This is a genomic window from Rhodoferax sp. P1_F3 (assembly GCF_056405715.1).
Genome location: NZ_JBFUBO010000009.1, coordinates 179842 through 194253 on the forward strand (window position 1 = coordinate 179842; position 14412 = coordinate 194253).

General features: G+C 64.9%; 14 protein-coding genes and 1 pseudogene. 7 read left to right on the top strand and 8 right to left on the bottom strand.

What is annotated here, in order from left to right; translation table 11 throughout:
• Positions 1-4 precede the first annotated feature (4 nt).
• The 3 genes from AC1DZ5_RS16045 to AC1DZ5_RS16055 form a co-directional block, all read right to left on the bottom strand.
• Entirely contained in the window at positions 5-763 is a 759-nt protein-coding gene (locus AC1DZ5_RS16045) for a substrate-binding periplasmic protein (protein ID WP_477890802.1), read from the bottom strand.
• A gap of 142 nt (positions 764-905) precedes the next feature.
• On the bottom strand, positions 906-1364 hold the full coding sequence (locus AC1DZ5_RS16050; RefSeq protein WP_477890804.1) for a carboxymuconolactone decarboxylase family protein: 459 nt from the start codon (positions 1362-1364) through the stop codon (positions 906-908).
• Positions 1365-1454: 90 nt separating this feature from the next.
• A complete protein-coding gene (locus tag AC1DZ5_RS16055; protein WP_477890805.1) occupies positions 1455-2354 on the bottom strand; it encodes an RNA polymerase sigma-70 factor in 900 nt (299 codons plus the stop codon).
• Between the two features lie 115 nt (positions 2355-2469).
• Between AC1DZ5_RS16055 and imuA the strand changes: the two genes are divergently transcribed.
• A complete protein-coding gene (gene imuA / locus AC1DZ5_RS16060; protein WP_477890806.1) occupies positions 2470-3219 on the top strand; it encodes a translesion DNA synthesis-associated protein ImuA in 750 nt (249 codons plus the stop codon).
• A complete protein-coding gene (locus AC1DZ5_RS16065) occupies positions 3188-4555 on the top strand; it encodes a Y-family DNA polymerase (protein WP_477890808.1) in 1368 nt (455 codons plus the stop codon). Before imuA ends, AC1DZ5_RS16065 begins: the two co-directional genes overlap by 32 nt.
• A gap of 5 nt (positions 4556-4560) precedes the next feature.
• On the opposite strand, the gene AC1DZ5_RS16070 is transcribed toward AC1DZ5_RS16065, so the two are convergent.
• Both AC1DZ5_RS16070 and AC1DZ5_RS16075 read right to left on the bottom strand, forming a co-directional pair.
• Positions 4561-5031, bottom strand: coding sequence for a hypothetical protein (locus tag AC1DZ5_RS16070; protein WP_477890810.1), 471 nt, complete (start codon positions 5029-5031; stop codon positions 4561-4563).
• A gap of 93 nt (positions 5032-5124) precedes the next feature.
• Positions 5125-5214 (bottom strand): annotated as a pseudogene (locus AC1DZ5_RS16075) (FxDxF family PEP-CTERM protein); the annotation flags it as partial.
• 649 nt (positions 5215-5863) lie between these two features.
• Here AC1DZ5_RS16075 and AC1DZ5_RS16080 point away from each other — a divergent pair.
• Positions 5864-6352, top strand: a complete 489-nt coding sequence (locus tag AC1DZ5_RS16080; protein WP_477890811.1) for an acyl-CoA thioesterase — start codon at positions 5864-5866, stop codon at positions 6350-6352.
• Between the two features lie 124 nt (positions 6353-6476).
• The gene (locus AC1DZ5_RS16085) at positions 6477-7511 is read left to right on the top strand and encodes a patatin-like phospholipase family protein (RefSeq protein WP_477890871.1); all 1035 of its coding nucleotides are present in this window, start codon (positions 6477-6479) and stop codon (positions 7509-7511) included.
• Positions 7512-7515: 4 nt separating this feature from the next.
• Here the strand turns inward: AC1DZ5_RS16085 and AC1DZ5_RS16090 are convergent, their stop codons facing one another.
• Positions 7516-7986, bottom strand: a complete 471-nt coding sequence (locus tag AC1DZ5_RS16090) for an Lrp/AsnC family transcriptional regulator (protein ID WP_477890812.1) — start codon at positions 7984-7986, stop codon at positions 7516-7518.
• 65 nt (positions 7987-8051) lie between these two features.
• Between AC1DZ5_RS16090 and AC1DZ5_RS16095 the strand changes: the two genes are divergently transcribed.
• Positions 8052-8990, top strand: a complete 939-nt coding sequence (locus AC1DZ5_RS16095; protein ID WP_477890813.1) for an EamA family transporter — start codon at positions 8052-8054, stop codon at positions 8988-8990.
• 14 nt (positions 8991-9004) lie between these two features.
• Here AC1DZ5_RS16095 and AC1DZ5_RS16100 read toward each other — a convergent pair whose 3' ends face one another.
• On the bottom strand, positions 9005-9574 hold the full coding sequence (locus AC1DZ5_RS16100; protein ID WP_477890815.1) for a YlcI/YnfO family protein: 570 nt from the start codon (positions 9572-9574) through the stop codon (positions 9005-9007).
• A gap of 100 nt (positions 9575-9674) precedes the next feature.
• Here AC1DZ5_RS16100 and AC1DZ5_RS16105 point away from each other — a divergent pair, with 100 nt between their 5' ends.
• Together AC1DZ5_RS16105 and AC1DZ5_RS16110 are read left to right on the top strand one after the other, a co-directional pair.
• The gene (locus AC1DZ5_RS16105) at positions 9675-10565 is read left to right on the top strand and encodes a hypothetical protein (RefSeq protein WP_477890817.1); all 891 of its coding nucleotides are present in this window, start codon (positions 9675-9677) and stop codon (positions 10563-10565) included.
• A gap of 64 nt (positions 10566-10629) precedes the next feature.
• A complete protein-coding gene (locus AC1DZ5_RS16110) occupies positions 10630-13803 on the top strand; it encodes an error-prone DNA polymerase (RefSeq protein ID WP_477890819.1) in 3174 nt (1057 codons plus the stop codon).
• A 4-nt stretch (positions 13804-13807) separates the two neighbouring features.
• Here the strand turns inward: AC1DZ5_RS16110 and AC1DZ5_RS16115 are convergent, their stop codons facing one another.
• Positions 13808-14377: a hypothetical protein gene (locus AC1DZ5_RS16115; protein WP_477890821.1), complete on the bottom strand. Its 570-nt coding sequence runs from the start codon at positions 14375-14377 to the stop codon at positions 13808-13810.
• Positions 14378-14412 lie beyond the last annotated feature (35 nt).

Below are 14412 nucleotides of genomic sequence, written 5' to 3' on the forward strand. Positions count from 1 at the left end.
CGGGCTATTTGGGGGTATCACTCAGCAAACGGTCGACTATTCTTTTACGCACACTGGCCAATTCACCGCTCGACTTCATTTGTCGAATGACTGCCTCGACCCGCGGCACGATGGCACGATGGCGTTCGTTGAGGAAGTGATTTAGATCAACGTGTTGCAGCGCGGGGGATAGGGGATGGATTTCTTGAAGCCCCAGCCTGCGCAAGATCAGCATGCCGCTGAACAGATCATTGACGGCCACGTCGGTGCGGTCCGCATTGAGCATAAGCATCATCTGTTCCATGTTGGTCGTCGGCTCCACCTGTGGCATTCCAGCGGTGCCCCGTTCTGACGAACCCACGCCTCGCACGATGCCGATCTTGTAGGGGCGAAGCGAGTCCCATCCGGTCACAGCAAAGCTGACGCGTTTGGTGAAAGCCGTGGGTTCGATGTAGTTGATGGACACCGGAACGGGAAGCAGAGTGGGGTATTCGTTCTGTACATCAAGCACACGCTGAATCTCACCATCAAGGCGGCCTTCACTTGACTCCACCAGTGAGCGCTTGGCAGGCCCGTCCACGAACTGAAGCTGGATGCCCAGCTTGCTGTAGATAACGGTAAGAATCTCGGCACCGACCTGCTGGTCCGGGACATTTTCAATGCGGGAAATTCTCAGGACAGATTGAGCGTCACAAAGGCCTGCAAGGGAAATCAAGCTGCCCAACAGAATGGTGCGGCGCCAACGAGCGAATCTGCGGTTGCCACCCATGCGAATGTCGTCCATGAACGGGGTCCTTCCAACGCACTTTTGATTGGGTATCCAATGTCTTTGTTTTTATAGAAAACAACCTAGATTATGCGTGGATAGGCGCTTTTGCAAAAGCGGGTGTGGGCGGCCGCCCGKGGGGCGGGGGGGGCACATGCACTTATTCCAGAGCCTGTTCGGCGGCCGGTTGGCGCATGCCCACGGCCATGCGGTTCCATGCGTTGATTTGCGCGACTGTCCATGTCAGCTCCACCATTTCCTGTTCGGTGAAGTGGCCGTTCAAACCTGCAAAGGCAGTGTCGTGGTCACCATGCGTATCGGCCAGCCGGGTCATGGTTTCGGCCCATTGCAGCGCCGCCCGTTCACGCGGGGTGTAGAAGCTGGTTTCGCGCCAGGTGGGCAGGCTGTTGATGCGTTGCCAGGTCTCGCCATACTTGCGCAAATCACGCACATGCATGTCCAGGCAAAAGGCGCAGCCGTTGATTTGGGACACACGGGTCTGCACCAGTTCAATCAGGGGCTGGCCCAGCGTGGAGGCCGCGGTAGCGGCGCTCACGCCGGCCATGGCCTGGTAGGGTTTGGGAGCCAGTTGGGTCCAGGGGAGTCGGGCTTGGTTCATGGTGGTCTTTCAGGGTTCAGTGACTCGACATTGAGGTGCACATACCCTGAAGACGGCTGCCACAGGCGGTTTGTGACAGACCCATCGCCATCAGTGTGCCGGTTGCGATGTTCTCTGCTGCCAGGTGGCCGCCAGTTGCGCCAGCTTGTCGGGGTTGCGTTGCACATGAATGCGCACAATCCGCTCGCCATCGGTCTCGAACGATTGCGCCGACTCCAGCACACCATCGATGAAACGCAGTAGGCCCCACGTCCCATTGATACTGGCCAGCTCCACGCGCAGTGCGCTGCCGTTGCGCAGGCTGGTGGCCAGGTAGAGCTGCGCAATGCGCGTGCCGCCCAGCAGCGTGCGACCAAAACTGGGCACCTTGCCACCGCCGTCGCCAATCAGCTCGGCCTGTTCGGCCAGCAGCGATTTCAACGCCACAAAGTCGCCGCGTGACGACGCCTCGGCAAAGTTGCGCAGCAGGCGCAAATGGGTTTCGCGCGGCACCACATAGCGCGGCCGCTCTTCGCGCAGCTGGGCCTTGGCGCGGTGCACCAGTTGGCGGCAGGCGGCTTCGGTCTTGCCCAGGGTCTGCGCGACTTCGTCGTAGCCGGCGTCAAACACTTCGCGCATCAGATAGGCCGCACGTGCCTCGGGCGCCAGGCGCTCCAGCAGGCTCAAAAACGCCATGGACACATCGTCGGCACGCTCCAGCATCTGTTCAGGCGTGGCGGGTGCTTCGGACAGCAGGGGTTCGGGCAACCAGGTGCCCACATAGTGCTCACGCTCCACCTTGGCGGCGCGCAGGCGGTCAATGGCAATGCGCGTGGTCACGGTGACCAGCCAGGCCTCGGCGTTGTCGATGGCGGCGGGTGCCGCTTCGTGCCAGCGCAGCCAGGCGTCCTGCACCACCTCGTCGGCCTCGGCCGTGGAGCCGAGCATGCGGTAGGCAATGCCTTTCAGGCGAGGGCGCAGGCGCTTGAAGGTGTGGTGGGTGTCTTCCATAAAGTCATTAGACGGGGAAGCCGCATGGTTTGTGACAGGGCTGTTCTCGATTTTGATAGCAGGGGCGTTTTCCATATACTGGTTATAAATACAGTTACCTGTTACACCCCTTGCCATGGCTAGCGCTGCGCGCATTTCCCCCTCCGAATCGCCGGATCTGCAAGGCATCCACGCCGATGTCTGGCACGCGCACGCCCTGGCCTCGGCGCCGCAGGCGGTGCAGCCCACGGGCGATGCGCGGCTGGACGCGCAGCTGCCCGGCGGCGGCTGGCCCGTGGGCGCGTTGATCGAGCTGCTGCAGCCCGCCGGGGTGCACAGCGAATGGCGGCTGCTGCTGCCCGCGCTGGCGCGCAGCGGGCAGGGCCCGGTGGTGCTGGTGGGGGCGCCGCAGCCGCCGTTTGTGCCCGCGCTGGCGGCGCAGGGGCTGGCGGTGGCGCGGCTGGTGTGGGTCACGGCGCAGGCCGCCACCGCCCGGCTCTGGGCGGCCGAGCAGGCGCTGCGCTGTGCCGAGGTAGACGCGGTGCTGGCTTGGCTGCCGCAGGCCCGCGGCGACCAGCTGCGCCGCCTGCAAATGGCCGCGGCCGAGCACCACAAGCTGCTGTTCGTCATGCGTGCGCCGCAGGCGCAGGCCGATGCCTCGCCCGCGCTCTTGCGCCTGCAGCTGGCTCCGCAGGCGCAAGAGGGTGACCTGCTGGCCGTACACATCCTCAAACGCCGTGGCCCGCCGCTGGCGCAGCCCCTGCATTTGCAGGCCCGCCCAGCGCGCCTGGCCGTGTGGCTGGCGGCCAGTCAGCGACCTGCGCAAGGGCTAGCGGTGATGGAGGAGGTAGGCCATGCACTGGATCGCCTTGCGGCTGCAGCCTGAACCCGTGTCAGAGGTCGCGGCCGACCCCGATGTGGCAGCGCTGGTCGATCCGCTGACCGCGCTGGCCTGGTGGGCGCTGCGCTTCACGCCGCTGGTGGCGCAGGTGGAAGACACGCTGGTGCTGGAGGTCTCGGGCAGCGAGCGGCTGTTTGGTGGCCGCCCGGCGCTGTTGCAGCAATTTTTAATGCCAAATGAGCCTCTAGCCCCCGTAGAAACTGCGCAAGGCGCTACATCTTTGGTAGCAATGGCGCGGCTGTGGAGTAAAACGCAGGCCGTCCCAGATGCCCTGCCGGTGTACACCCTGGCCACCACGCGGCCACACCTGCCCACGCTGGCGCGCCTGGGTGTGCGCACCTGGGGCCAGCTGCGCGCGCTGCCGCGCGGCGGGCTGGTGCGCCGCTTTGGCGCCGGGCTGGTGGACTCACTGGACCGCGCCTATGGCCAGCGGCCCGAGGTCTACCCCTGGCGCACGCTGCCCGAGGTGTTTGACGCCCCGCTGGAGTTGGCTGCCAGCGTGGAGTCTGCCCCCGCACTTCTGTTTGGTGCACGCCGCCTGCTGGCCCAGCTGCTGGTGTGGCTGCGCGCGCGCCAGCGCGGCGTGCTGGCGCTGGAGCTGCGGTGGGACCTGGACGCGCGCCGCGCCAACACCCGCCATGTAGATGCCCACCACACGGGTGGCCAGCAGGGTCGGCTGGAGCTGCGCACCGCAAAGGCCACGCAAGACATGGCCCACCTGCAGCGCCTGCTGGGCGAGCAATTGGCCCGCGTCACCCTGCCCGCGCCCGTGCTCTACCTGGGCCTGCGCAGCCTGCAAACGCAGCCGCTGGCCGGTGAAAGCCACAGCCTGCTGCCCGACGACCTGCGCAAGGGCGATAGCCTGCACCAGACACTGGAGCGCCTGGGCGCGCGGCTGGGGGCTGACCAGGTGCTCTGCGCCCAACCGCTGGCCGACCACCGGCCTGAACATATGCAGCGCTGGGTGCCCTGGCAGGCGCCGCACGTGAATAAGGATGCTCCTAAATCAGGAGCTGCTGGCGCAATGAATACGGGGGCTAGAGGCCTAAATGACACTCAGCTGCTGAACGAGGCCGCCGCGCTGTACCCCACCTGGCTGCTGCCCACGCCGCAGCGCCTGGCGGTGCGCCAGCAGTGTCCGCAGTACCAAGGGCCGCTCACCCTGCTGGCCGGACCGCAGCGGCTGGAGACCGGCTGGCTGGAGGGCGAACCCGCGCTGCGCGACTACTTTGTGGCGCGCAGCCCGCAGGCCGGGCTGGTGTGGGTGTTTCGCGAACGTATGGGGGCGCAGGCCTGGTACCTGCACGGGCTGTTTGCCTGAGTGGGCTAACGTACCCGCAACTTGAGCTGGATGACCACGGCCCCGTCCACCTTGTCGATGGTGGGGATCAGCCCCAGGTTCACGCCAAAGCGCTTGCCCTCATAGCTGGCCATGGGCAGCGCGGCCAGAAAGGCACCGCCATGGGAAATGCCCGGGTAGCCATTCATCACACCGGCCACAGCGCCCAGTTTCCAGCCACCCAGCGACAGCGGCAGCCAGCTGACGGCGGCGTAGCTGGTGGTCTGGCGAATGCTGTTGTTGAAGGCGCCGGCCATCAGCGCCATGTCGGGCTGCAGCCGGTACTCCACGCCCAGGCCCACGTTGTCCTCGTTGTAGCCCTTGTTGCGGTCCATGTGGCTGGAGAAGCCGCCCAGGTTGACCCAGAGTGCGCCCACCTCTGGCGGCTGCGCATCGGCCCACACGGCCCAAGGCACGCAGGCCGCGCTCACCAGCAGCAGATAGCACCGAATCTTCATGTAAGTCCCTCACCCTGGCGCAAGGGTACACCCGTGTGGCGTGGCCATGAAAAAGGCCCCAGCGGGGCCTTGGGTATGCGAGCGCGGAAGGGCTCAGGCGGCGCGGCGGCGGGCGATGAAGCCCATCAGACCCAGGCCAGCCAGCAGCATGGCGTAGGTTTCTGGTTCAGGCACGGCCGTGACGGGCAGGGTCATGGACAGCAGGTCGCCCATTTTTTTCTTGTCGCCCACGTTGTCCAGGAACTGGACTTTGATGTGGGGGGCAGTCAGGCTCAGCGCGCCATTGGCAGTGAAGTCAATCCGCCACACCAGGCTGTCGGTTAGTGCCAAAGGCGCGCCGCTGGAAAAGCATGCGCCTTTGGTATTGCCGTTGCTACTGCAACCCAGGCTGCTGCCTGTCACGCCACCATGCGTCACATCCGGTACAAAACCAGCGGGACCACTGACGATGGTGGCACCGGTAACTTCGTTCGAACCCAGTTCCTTGATTTCAAAGCTCTTGAGAAAGCTAGCGCCCGCCCAGTTGCCGGTGGCGTGGGTGGCATTGAGGATGGAGAACTCCAGCGTGTCGGCATCGATGGCGCGGGACGCAAAAGTGACCCCCTGGAATGTCAATGAATTGGCGGCTTGCACACCAAAGGACAACAGACCCAGAGCAAAGGCGGCGAAAATAGCGGAAGTTTTTTTCATGGCAGGGTCTGTGCAGGCATTCGGTTTGTAACTAAATGTATTGTCGGGCGTTGCCAGCTGCTTCGCACTAGTCCGATTGGATCGGCTCCCCAGGTTTGTGTGAACAATTACCTGTTTCTTCCATTTTTTGCCGCACTGCACCATGAACCTCCCCACCCACCAACTCAGCATGACCGTGCTGATGTCTCCCGACATGGCCAACTTCTCCGGCAATGTGCACGGCGGCGCCATCCTCAAGCTGCTGGACCAGGTGGCCTACGCCTGCGCCAGCCGCTACGCCTCGCGCTATGTGGTCACGCTCAGTGTGGACCGGGTGCTGTTCCTGCAGGCCATCCATGTGGGCGAGCTGGTCACCTTTCTGGCCAGCGTCAACTACACCGGCAAGTCGTCCATGGAGATCGGTATCAAGGTGATTGCCGAAAACATCCGCTCTCAGGAAGTGCGCCATGTGAACAGCTGCTTCTTCACCATGGTGGCGGTGGACGACCACGGCAAGGCCGCGCCTGTGCCCGCGCTGCAGCCCGAGACGCCCGACGAGGTGCGCCGCTTTGAGGCCGCCCAGTTGCGCAAGCAGCTGCGCCACGAGCTGGAGCAGAAATTCCGCCAGACCCGGCCCAATCCGGCAAACTAGGGAAAACCCTATACTGGATCGCAGTTGCATGTCCTCTTGTGCACCGAAAGGACCTTCTGTGATCGATCTCCCTCTCTCCGCCCGGCGCCTCTTGCCTTTGGCTGGCGGCGGCCTCTTCAAGCGGCTGTGGCGCACGCGGCTCAACACGAGGTCCGCTACCCCTGCCCGGCTGAACCTGGCCCTGCAAGGCGGTGGTGCGCATGGCGCCTTCACCTGGGGCGTGCTGGACGCGCTGCTGCAAGACCCGCGCATGCAGTTTGAGGGCATCAGTGGCAGCAGTGCCGGCGCCATGAATGCGGTGGTGATGGCGCAGGGCTGGATGACCGGTGGGCGTGAGGGTGCGCGCGAAGCTCTGGCTCAGTTCTGGACCGAGGTAAGCCAACAGCTGCCCTGGGGCATGCTGACGACGGGCGGGGGCGATGCCATCAGCCTGTCACCTGCTAGCAAGATGCTGGCGCAGTGGGCGGGCTTTTTTTCGCCCACCGAGCTGAACCCGCTGGCCATCAACCCGTTGCGCAGCCTGCTCAAGCGCCAGGTCGACTTTGAGCGCCTGCGCGCCGAGAGCCCGTTCAAGCTGTTTGTGGGCGCCACCCAGGTCAACACCGGCAAGCTGCGCCTGTTCCGCGAGCATGAGCTGACGGTGGATATGCTGCTGGCCTCGGCCTGCCTGCCCAAGATCCATCACACGGTGGAGATCGACGGCGAGCCCTACTGGGACGGCGGTTTTGCGGCCAACCCTGCAGTATTTCCGCTGTTTTACGACTGCGCGGCGGGCGATGTGCTGCTAGTGCTGTTGGCGCCGCTGAAGCACCAGGGCACACCGCACACCAAGGACGAGATCGAGGCGCGCATGGAAGAGCTGGGCTTCAAGGCCCACTTCATGCGCGAGATGCAGATGTTTGCCCGCACCCAGGACGCGGTCCACGTCACTCAGCACCAGGGCCCGCTGGAGCAGCGCCTGCAAAGCGTGCGGTTTCACATGATTGACTCCAGCAACCTGGAGAGCCTGCAGCGCAGTGAGACCAAGATGCTGGCGCACGCGCCCTTTTTGAACCTGCTGCACGACCAAGGCCTGCAGCGCGGCCAGCAGTGGCTGGCGGACCATGCTGGCGCCGTGGGCCAGCGCGGCACGCTGGACATGCGCCAGTGGCTGGCCTGACTGCCTAGCCTTCGCCCAAGCGCAGGGGCTGGTCTTCAAACTCGGTGTTCAGCACCACGGTGCTGGTGGTGCGCGTTATGCCAGGAATGGCCTTGATTTGCAGCAGCACGGCTTCCAGGTCGCGCGCATGCGCCGTGCGCACCTTGGCCAGCAAATCGTATTCCCCGGCCACGCTGTGCAGCTCCTGCACGGCATCTACCGCGCGCAGGCGCGCCGAAATGTCACGACAGTGCGCGCCGCCGTCGTTGCGAATCGCCACAAAGGCGGTGAAGTTCAGCCCCACGGTGAGCGGGTCCACGCTGATGGAGAAGCGGCGGATCACACCACGCTCCAGCATCTTTTTCACACGTTCATGCACGGCGGCGGTGGACAGGCCCACCTCGGCCCCCACCTCGGCGTAAGAACGTCGGCCATCTTCCCCCAGGGCCGTAAGAATTTTGGCGTCGATGGCATCTGTCTGAATAATTGCTTGCATTGGGCGGATTTTTTAGTAATATCACGCCTATCGGCGCTTGTTGCCGTAAATTTTACGGACTATTCATGATTTCGACACTCAATATTCAGCAAGGCTGGCGTTTGTCTCCTTTTTGGCGCCTCATGGTGGCGCTGTGGCTGGTCTACATCGTCTGGGGCACCACCTACTTTGCCATCGGTATTGCGGTGCACAGCTTCCCCCCGCTGTGGATGAACGCCACACGCTTCACATTGGCTGGCGTGATCATGCTGGCTTGGGCCCTGTGGCGCGGCGAGAAGCTGCCCAGCTGGCGCCAGTGGCGCAATGCCGCGTTGGTAGGCGGGCTGATGGCCTTCATGGCCATGAACCTGGTGGTGTTTGCGCAAAAGCAGGGCATTGGCTCGGGCCTGATGGCCACCGTCATCACCACCATGCCTATGTGGCTGGCGCTGTGGACCCGCCTGGGTGGCGAGCGCGTGCCCGTGACGAGTTGGGTGGGCCTGGTGTTGGGGGTGGCCGGTGCGCTGCTGCTCGCGCTGGAGGGCGATTTCTCGGCCAGCTGGCTGGGCGCGCTGGCGGCCTTTGGCGCGCCGCTGTGCTGGAGCGTGGGCTCGTATGCATCCCGCAAGCTGGACCTGCCGGGTCCGGCCATGGCCTCCGCCACCGAATGGCTGGCTGGCGGGCTCATGGGCGTGGTGGCTGCGTCGTTGATCGAACCGCAGGGGGCGCTCAGCAACGTGACGCATGAGGGCTGGCTGGCCTGGTGGTACCTGCTGGTGTTTGGCACGCTGGTGGCGCTGAACGCCTACCTGTGGTTGCTGCAAAACACCACGGCCGCGGTGGCGGGCAGTTACTCGTTTGTGAACCCCGCGGTGGCGCTGCTGGTGGGCGTGCTGATCGGCAAAGAGCTGCTCACGGGTTGGGTGTTTCTGGCATTGCCGCTGATTGGGGGCGCACTGGCCATGATCATGTACGGCCCGGCCATTGTGCAGGCCGTCAAACGCTGGCGCGGTTCGCCAGCCTAGGCTGAGTCAGGCGCTCAGGCCTCGTGGGCCAGGCCCATGAGGTCGGCCAGGTCCTGGCGGCGCAGGGGCTTGGAGAACGAGCCCAGCACCTTCAGGCCGTCGGACACGGCCACCTCGGCGGCGATGGATAGCATCAGGCTGTCTTCCCCACTGAGCAGAATGACCCCGCCCTGGTACTGGCGCTTGGCCAGTTGGCCCAAAAAGTCGATGCCATCGGTGTCGGGCATCAGCATGTCGCAAATCACAAAGTCGGGGGCGCGCTGCATCTGGTCCAGCACCTGGGCGCCGCGGCGGCCATCCATGGCGCTGAGCACGGCGTGCACGCCCAGGCTGGCCAGCACCTCGCGCAGCAGCGTGTGGCTGAAGTCGTCATCGTCCACCACCAGCACGCTCAGGGGCAGGGCGGCCACGGCCAGCGCGGCTTGCGCGTGGTCGATGACCTGTTGCTGGCGGCGGCGCGCCAGGCTCTCTTCTATGGCGCTTTGCACAAACCCGGACAGAGACTCGTGCGGGCCCAGCAATGCCTCGATTTCGGCGTGCAGCGCGGGGGACACGGGAATGGCCGGAAGCTTGAACAAATGCATCACGCATTATTCCACGGCGCAGGGCGCGCAAGCCTTTCCTGCGTAGGCAAAAGGGGTATGGCGTGGCCTATAGTGCGTGCTCAATAAGAGGGAGAAAACTATGATGAAACGACCCGCAAGTGCCTGCCTGCTCGGGCTGCTGCTGGTGCTGCACGGGGGCGCCCACGCGCTCACCCCGGCCGAGCGCGCCTACCTCGGCGGCTACACCCAGAGTTCAGTGGATGCAAAAAGCCAGCTCATGCTGCTGGACGACAACACCTTTTGCTTTCGCTTCATGGGCGGCTCGCTGGACATGATGGTGGCCGGCCGCTGGAAGGCCCTGCCGGGCAAGGACGCGGGCGTGCAGATCCAGGAGGTGCGGCTGCCGCAGAAGACGAACTTCCCCGCGTTCTCCAAACCTACCGAGGGCAAAGACGTGGTGTTTGACTTCCACGGCTACACGCTGGGCGAGGCCAACGCACCCGTGTTTGGCGTGTCCACCACGGCCGAGCCCCCGCGCACGCTGCGCCCCCTGTTTGGCGATGACAACCACAGCTGGGCCGAGAGCTACAAGCTTGCGCCCATGGAGCGTGCGGCCGCGCGCTACTTCTACATCGGCCATGTGGAGATGGACGCACGCGGCAAGCCGCTGCAGCTGCGCGTCACCCAGTACCAGCTGCCCACTGACAACGGCATGGTGCGCATTGGCTTCAACACCCAGCAGGCCCGCCCGCCGCTGAACCTGGTGGCCAAGATCCAGGACGAGCAGCTGCGGGTGGACGGCCAGCGTTTTGGCATCCGCGATGCGTTGCCCAAAGCACTGGTGGACGAGATCCGCAACGTCTGCGTATCGCCCGTGTTGCTGCCCGGCAAACCGCGCCCGCGCTCGGCCGACCCGGATGACGAGGACGAACCCCACGATGGCCCGCCGCCCATGGAACCGCTCAAAACCCTGGTGCTGCCGCTGACTGCGGTGCAGGGCGACCCCTACTTCCACCCCAAGGCGCTCTAAAGCCAACGAAAACGGCCAGCGAAAACGCGGAGGGCTCTGTATACTGTTTATTTAAACAGTATTTATGGCCTCCGCCCCACCTCCTGACCGCAGTGCGCTGGCGTATGCCGAGCTGCACTGCATCAGCAACTTCAGCTTCCAGCGCGGTGCCTCGCAGCCCGAAGAGCTGGTGGAGCGCGCCCACGCGCTGGGCTACCGCGCGCTGGCCATCACCGACGAATGCTCGGTGGCCGGCGTGGTGCGTGCACATACCAAGGCCAAAGAGCTAGGCCTGCAGTTGCTGCCGGGCGCCGAGTTTTCGGTGGCGCTGGCGGACGGTGGGCACTTCACGCTGGTGGCCCTGCCGCACTCGCTGTTGGGCTGGGGCAACCTGTGTGAGTTCATCACCCAGGCCCGCATGGCCGCACCCAAGGGCGAGTACCGCACCACCTGGGCCGAGTCGCCGTGGGCCCTGCTGGCGGACTGCGAGGTGCTGCTGGCCTTTCCATCTGCTATCAAAACAGAAGCTGCTTGCGCAATGTCCATGCGGGCTGGGTGCCTATTTGGCATGCATTGCTGGCTGGCGGCCAGCGTGGGGCTGGTGGCGGACGATGCCACGCAGCGCCTGCGCGTGCAGCAGATTGCGGCGCTCAGCGGCCTGCCGGTGCTGGCCACGGGCGGGGTGCGCATGCATGTGCGTTCGCGCAAGCCGCTGCACGATGTGTTGACCGCTGTGCGCCTGGGCCAGCCGGTGTCGGCCTGCGGCTTTGCGCTGCTGGCCAATGCGGAGGCACATCTGCGGTCGCGTGCGCGGCTGGGGGCGCTGTTCCCACCGGAGTGGCTGGCCAACACGCTGACCGTGGCGCAGCGCTGCCACTTCAGTCTGAACGAGTTGGCCTACCACTACCCGCTGGAGGCCGTGCTGCCGGGTCAAACGGCGGCGCAGACTCTGCGCCAGTATGTGGAGGAGGGCGCGCAGGAACGCTATCCCGAGGGTGTGCCCGAGGACATCCGAGAGCGTGTGGAGAAGGAGCTGGCGCTGATTGCCGAGCTGCGCTTTGAGATGTACTTCCTCACCGTGCACGACATCGTGCGCTTTGCGCGCAGCGTCCACATCCTGTGCCAGGGGCGTGGTTCAGCGGCCAACTCGGTGGTCTGCTACTGCCTGCACATCACTGAGGCGAATCCGCTGGAGACCTCGCTGCTGTTCGAGCGCTTTATCAGCCGCGAACGCAATGAGCCGCCCGACATTGACGTGGACTTTGAGCACCAGCGGCGCGAAGAGGTGATCCAGTACATCTACGCCAAATACGGCCGCGAGCGCGCCGCCATTGCGGCCACGGTGATCCACTACCGCCCGCGCAGCGCACTGCGCGATGTGGGCCACGCGCTGGAGATCCCCGAGGACCTGATCACCGCGCTGGGCAAGGAGCACCCGGGCATGTACAGCCGCGAGATCCTGGCCGGGCGTCTGCAAGATGCTATGAAAAAAGTAGCTGGTGGCGCACAATACACGGGGGCTGGAGGCAATTTTCCTTCTGAAAGGCGACTGCAGCTGTGGCTGGAGTTGAGTACCGAGCTGCAAAGATTTCCGCGCCACCTGAGCCAGCACGTGGGCGGCTTTGTGTTGACGCAAGGCCCGCTCACGCGCCTGGTGCCGGTGGAAAACGCGGCCATGAAAAACCGCTCCATCATCCAGTGGGACAAGGACGACCTGAGTGCGGTGGGCCTGATGAAAGTGGACGTGCTGGCCCTGGGCATGCTCAGCGCCATCCGCCGCTGCCTGGAGATGGTGACGCAGCGGCGTGGCCTGGCCACACCGCTGCGCATGCAGGACATTCCGCGCGACGATGTGGCCACCTACGACATGATCTGTGCGGCCGACACGGTGGGCGTGTTCCAGATCGAGAGCCGCGCGCAAATGAGCATGCTGCCGCGCCTGCGGCCACGCAAGTACTACGACCTGGTGGTGGAGGTGGCCATCGTGCGGCCCGGGCCGATCCAGGGCGGCATGGTGCATCCGTATCTGAAGGCGCGCAAAGACCCCGAAGCTGCCAAGTCACCCTATCCCGCCTTGGAGAAAGCCTTGCACCGCACGCACGGCATACCGATCTTCCAGGAGCAGGTGATGCAGATCGCCGTGCTGGCTGCTGGCTTCACCCCGGGCGAGGCCGATGCGCTGCGCCGCTCCATGGCCGCATGGAAGCGCAACGGCAATGTGAGCCAGTACCACGACCGGCTGGTGGGCGGCATGGTGGAGCGCGGCTACCCGCCGGACTTTGCCGAGGCCATCTTCAAGCAGATGGAGGGCTTTGGTGAATACGGCTTTCCAGAGAGCCACGCGGCCAGCTTTGCGCTGCTGGTCTACATCAGCAGCTACCTCAAGTGGCACGAGCCGGCCTGTTTTCTGGCGGCCCTGCTCAACAGCCAGCCGCTGGGTTTCTACGGCCCGGCGCAGCTGGTGCAGGACGCGCAGCGCCACGGGGTGACGGTGCGCGCTGTGGATGTGGCGCACAGCGACTGGGATTGCACGCTAGAGGGTGATGACGTTCGCTTGGGCCTGCGCTTGGTCAGTGGGTTCACGAAGGCGGTGGCAGAGCGCATCACCGCACAACGTCAGTTGGCGCCTTTCACCAGCACCCAAGACCTGGCGCTGCGCTGCCAGCTCGACGCAGGCGACCTCAAGGCCCTGGCCAGTGCCGATGCGCTGCAGTCGCTCAGCGGCCACCGCCGCCAGCAGGTGTGGGATGCGTCGGCGCTGCTGCCTGCACCTGCGCTGCTACAGGGGGTGCCGATAGACGAAGACGATTTGGCGCTGCCCGCAGCGGGCGAGGGCGAAGAGGTGACCTTTGACTACGCCGCCGTGGGGCTTACTTTGCGCTCTCACCCCTTGCTACTGCTGCGCGAGCCGCTATCAAACATGAAGCTGCTGACCGCCGCGCAGATGCGCGATTACCCCACTGGCCGGCTGGTGCGCGCCTGCGGCATCGTCACCGCGCGCCAGCAGCCGCAAACGTCCAAGGGCGTGGTGTTTGTGACGCTGGAGGATGAAACCGGCAGCGTGAATGTGATCGTGTGGAAAAGCGTGCGCGAGCAGTTCCGCGACACGCTGTACCGCGCCCGGCTCATGGCGGTGTACGGCATCTGGCAGCGCGACGACGAGAGCGGCGGCCAGGTGCGCCACGTGGTCGCCAAGCGCCTGGTGGACCTGACGCCCATGCTGGGCGAGCTGATCACCACCAGCCGCGATTTTCACTGAGCGGTCAAAACCGGACGCGGTAGCCGACAGTCAAAAAATCTTCACCGTTGGCGCCATAGCTGTTGAGCAAGTCGTAGATGGCGCAGCGGTGGTGCAGGCGCACAAAGAATTCGTCGGACGGTGCCTGCGGCCGCGAGAACGCCACCTCTACAAACAAGTAGTTCAACGTGCGGCTGCCTTGGCCATTGGCGCCCAGTTCTAGTGGGCTCACGCTGCTGGTGTACGAAATACCCAGCGGTGCCAGCCGCAGGTCGGTGCGCAACGTGTCGCGCCACGGAAAGCCGCTCCAGCGCACAGCCGGGGCCACCGCCACCTCGGTCAGGCTGGCCTGGCCCCACTGCTGGCCCAGCATGCCGTCCAACTCAATCGATAGCGGCAAGGTGCTGGAGCGCCACAGCGTCTTGCTGCCGGTGACGGCCAGCAGGTACTGGTTGAGGTAGTTGGCGCGGCCGGCAATGGCGCCCGCGGGCTCGGCATCATGGTACTGGCCGCCGTAAAAGCCCAGGCTCCAGTCCGGTTCGGTAGCCAGCGCGCTCAGGGGCTGGGCCAGAAGCAGCGCCAGCGTGCTGTGCAAATACCCGTAGGGTTTGAAGGGCGGTACAGTCTGCC

Excerpts from the sequence above, each read along its gene's own strand:
- AC1DZ5_RS16055 (WP_477890805.1), bottom strand. The coding sequence starts at position 2,354 with ATGGAAGACACCCACCACACCTTCAAGCGCCTGCGCCCTCGCCTGAAA.
- AC1DZ5_RS16095 (WP_477890813.1), top strand. The coding sequence starts at position 8,052 with ATGATTTCGACACTCAATATTCAGCAAGGCTGGCGTTTGTCTCCTTTT.
- AC1DZ5_RS16045 (WP_477890802.1), bottom strand. The coding sequence starts at position 763 with ATGGACGACATTCGCATGGGTGGCAACCGCAGATTCGCTCGTTGGCGC.
- AC1DZ5_RS16100 (WP_477890815.1), bottom strand. The coding sequence starts at position 9,574 with ATGCATTTGTTCAAGCTTCCGGCCATTCCCGTGTCCCCCGCGCTGCAC.
- AC1DZ5_RS16050 (WP_477890804.1), bottom strand. The coding sequence starts at position 1,364 with ATGAACCAAGCCCGACTCCCCTGGACCCAACTGGCTCCCAAACCCTAC.
- AC1DZ5_RS16070 (WP_477890810.1), bottom strand. The coding sequence starts at position 5,031 with ATGAAGATTCGGTGCTATCTGCTGCTGGTGAGCGCGGCCTGCGTGCCT.
- imuA (WP_477890806.1), top strand. The coding sequence starts at position 2,470 with ATGGCTAGCGCTGCGCGCATTTCCCCCTCCGAATCGCCGGATCTGCAA.
- AC1DZ5_RS16110 (WP_477890819.1), top strand. The coding sequence starts at position 10,630 with ATGGCCTCCGCCCCACCTCCTGACCGCAGTGCGCTGGCGTATGCCGAG.
- AC1DZ5_RS16065 (WP_477890808.1), top strand. The coding sequence starts at position 3,188 with ATGCACTGGATCGCCTTGCGGCTGCAGCCTGAACCCGTGTCAGAGGTC.
- AC1DZ5_RS16080 (WP_477890811.1), top strand. The coding sequence starts at position 5,864 with ATGAACCTCCCCACCCACCAACTCAGCATGACCGTGCTGATGTCTCCC.
- AC1DZ5_RS16105 (WP_477890817.1), top strand. The coding sequence starts at position 9,675 with ATGATGAAACGACCCGCAAGTGCCTGCCTGCTCGGGCTGCTGCTGGTG.
- AC1DZ5_RS16090 (WP_477890812.1), bottom strand. The coding sequence starts at position 7,986 with ATGCAAGCAATTATTCAGACAGATGCCATCGACGCCAAAATTCTTACG.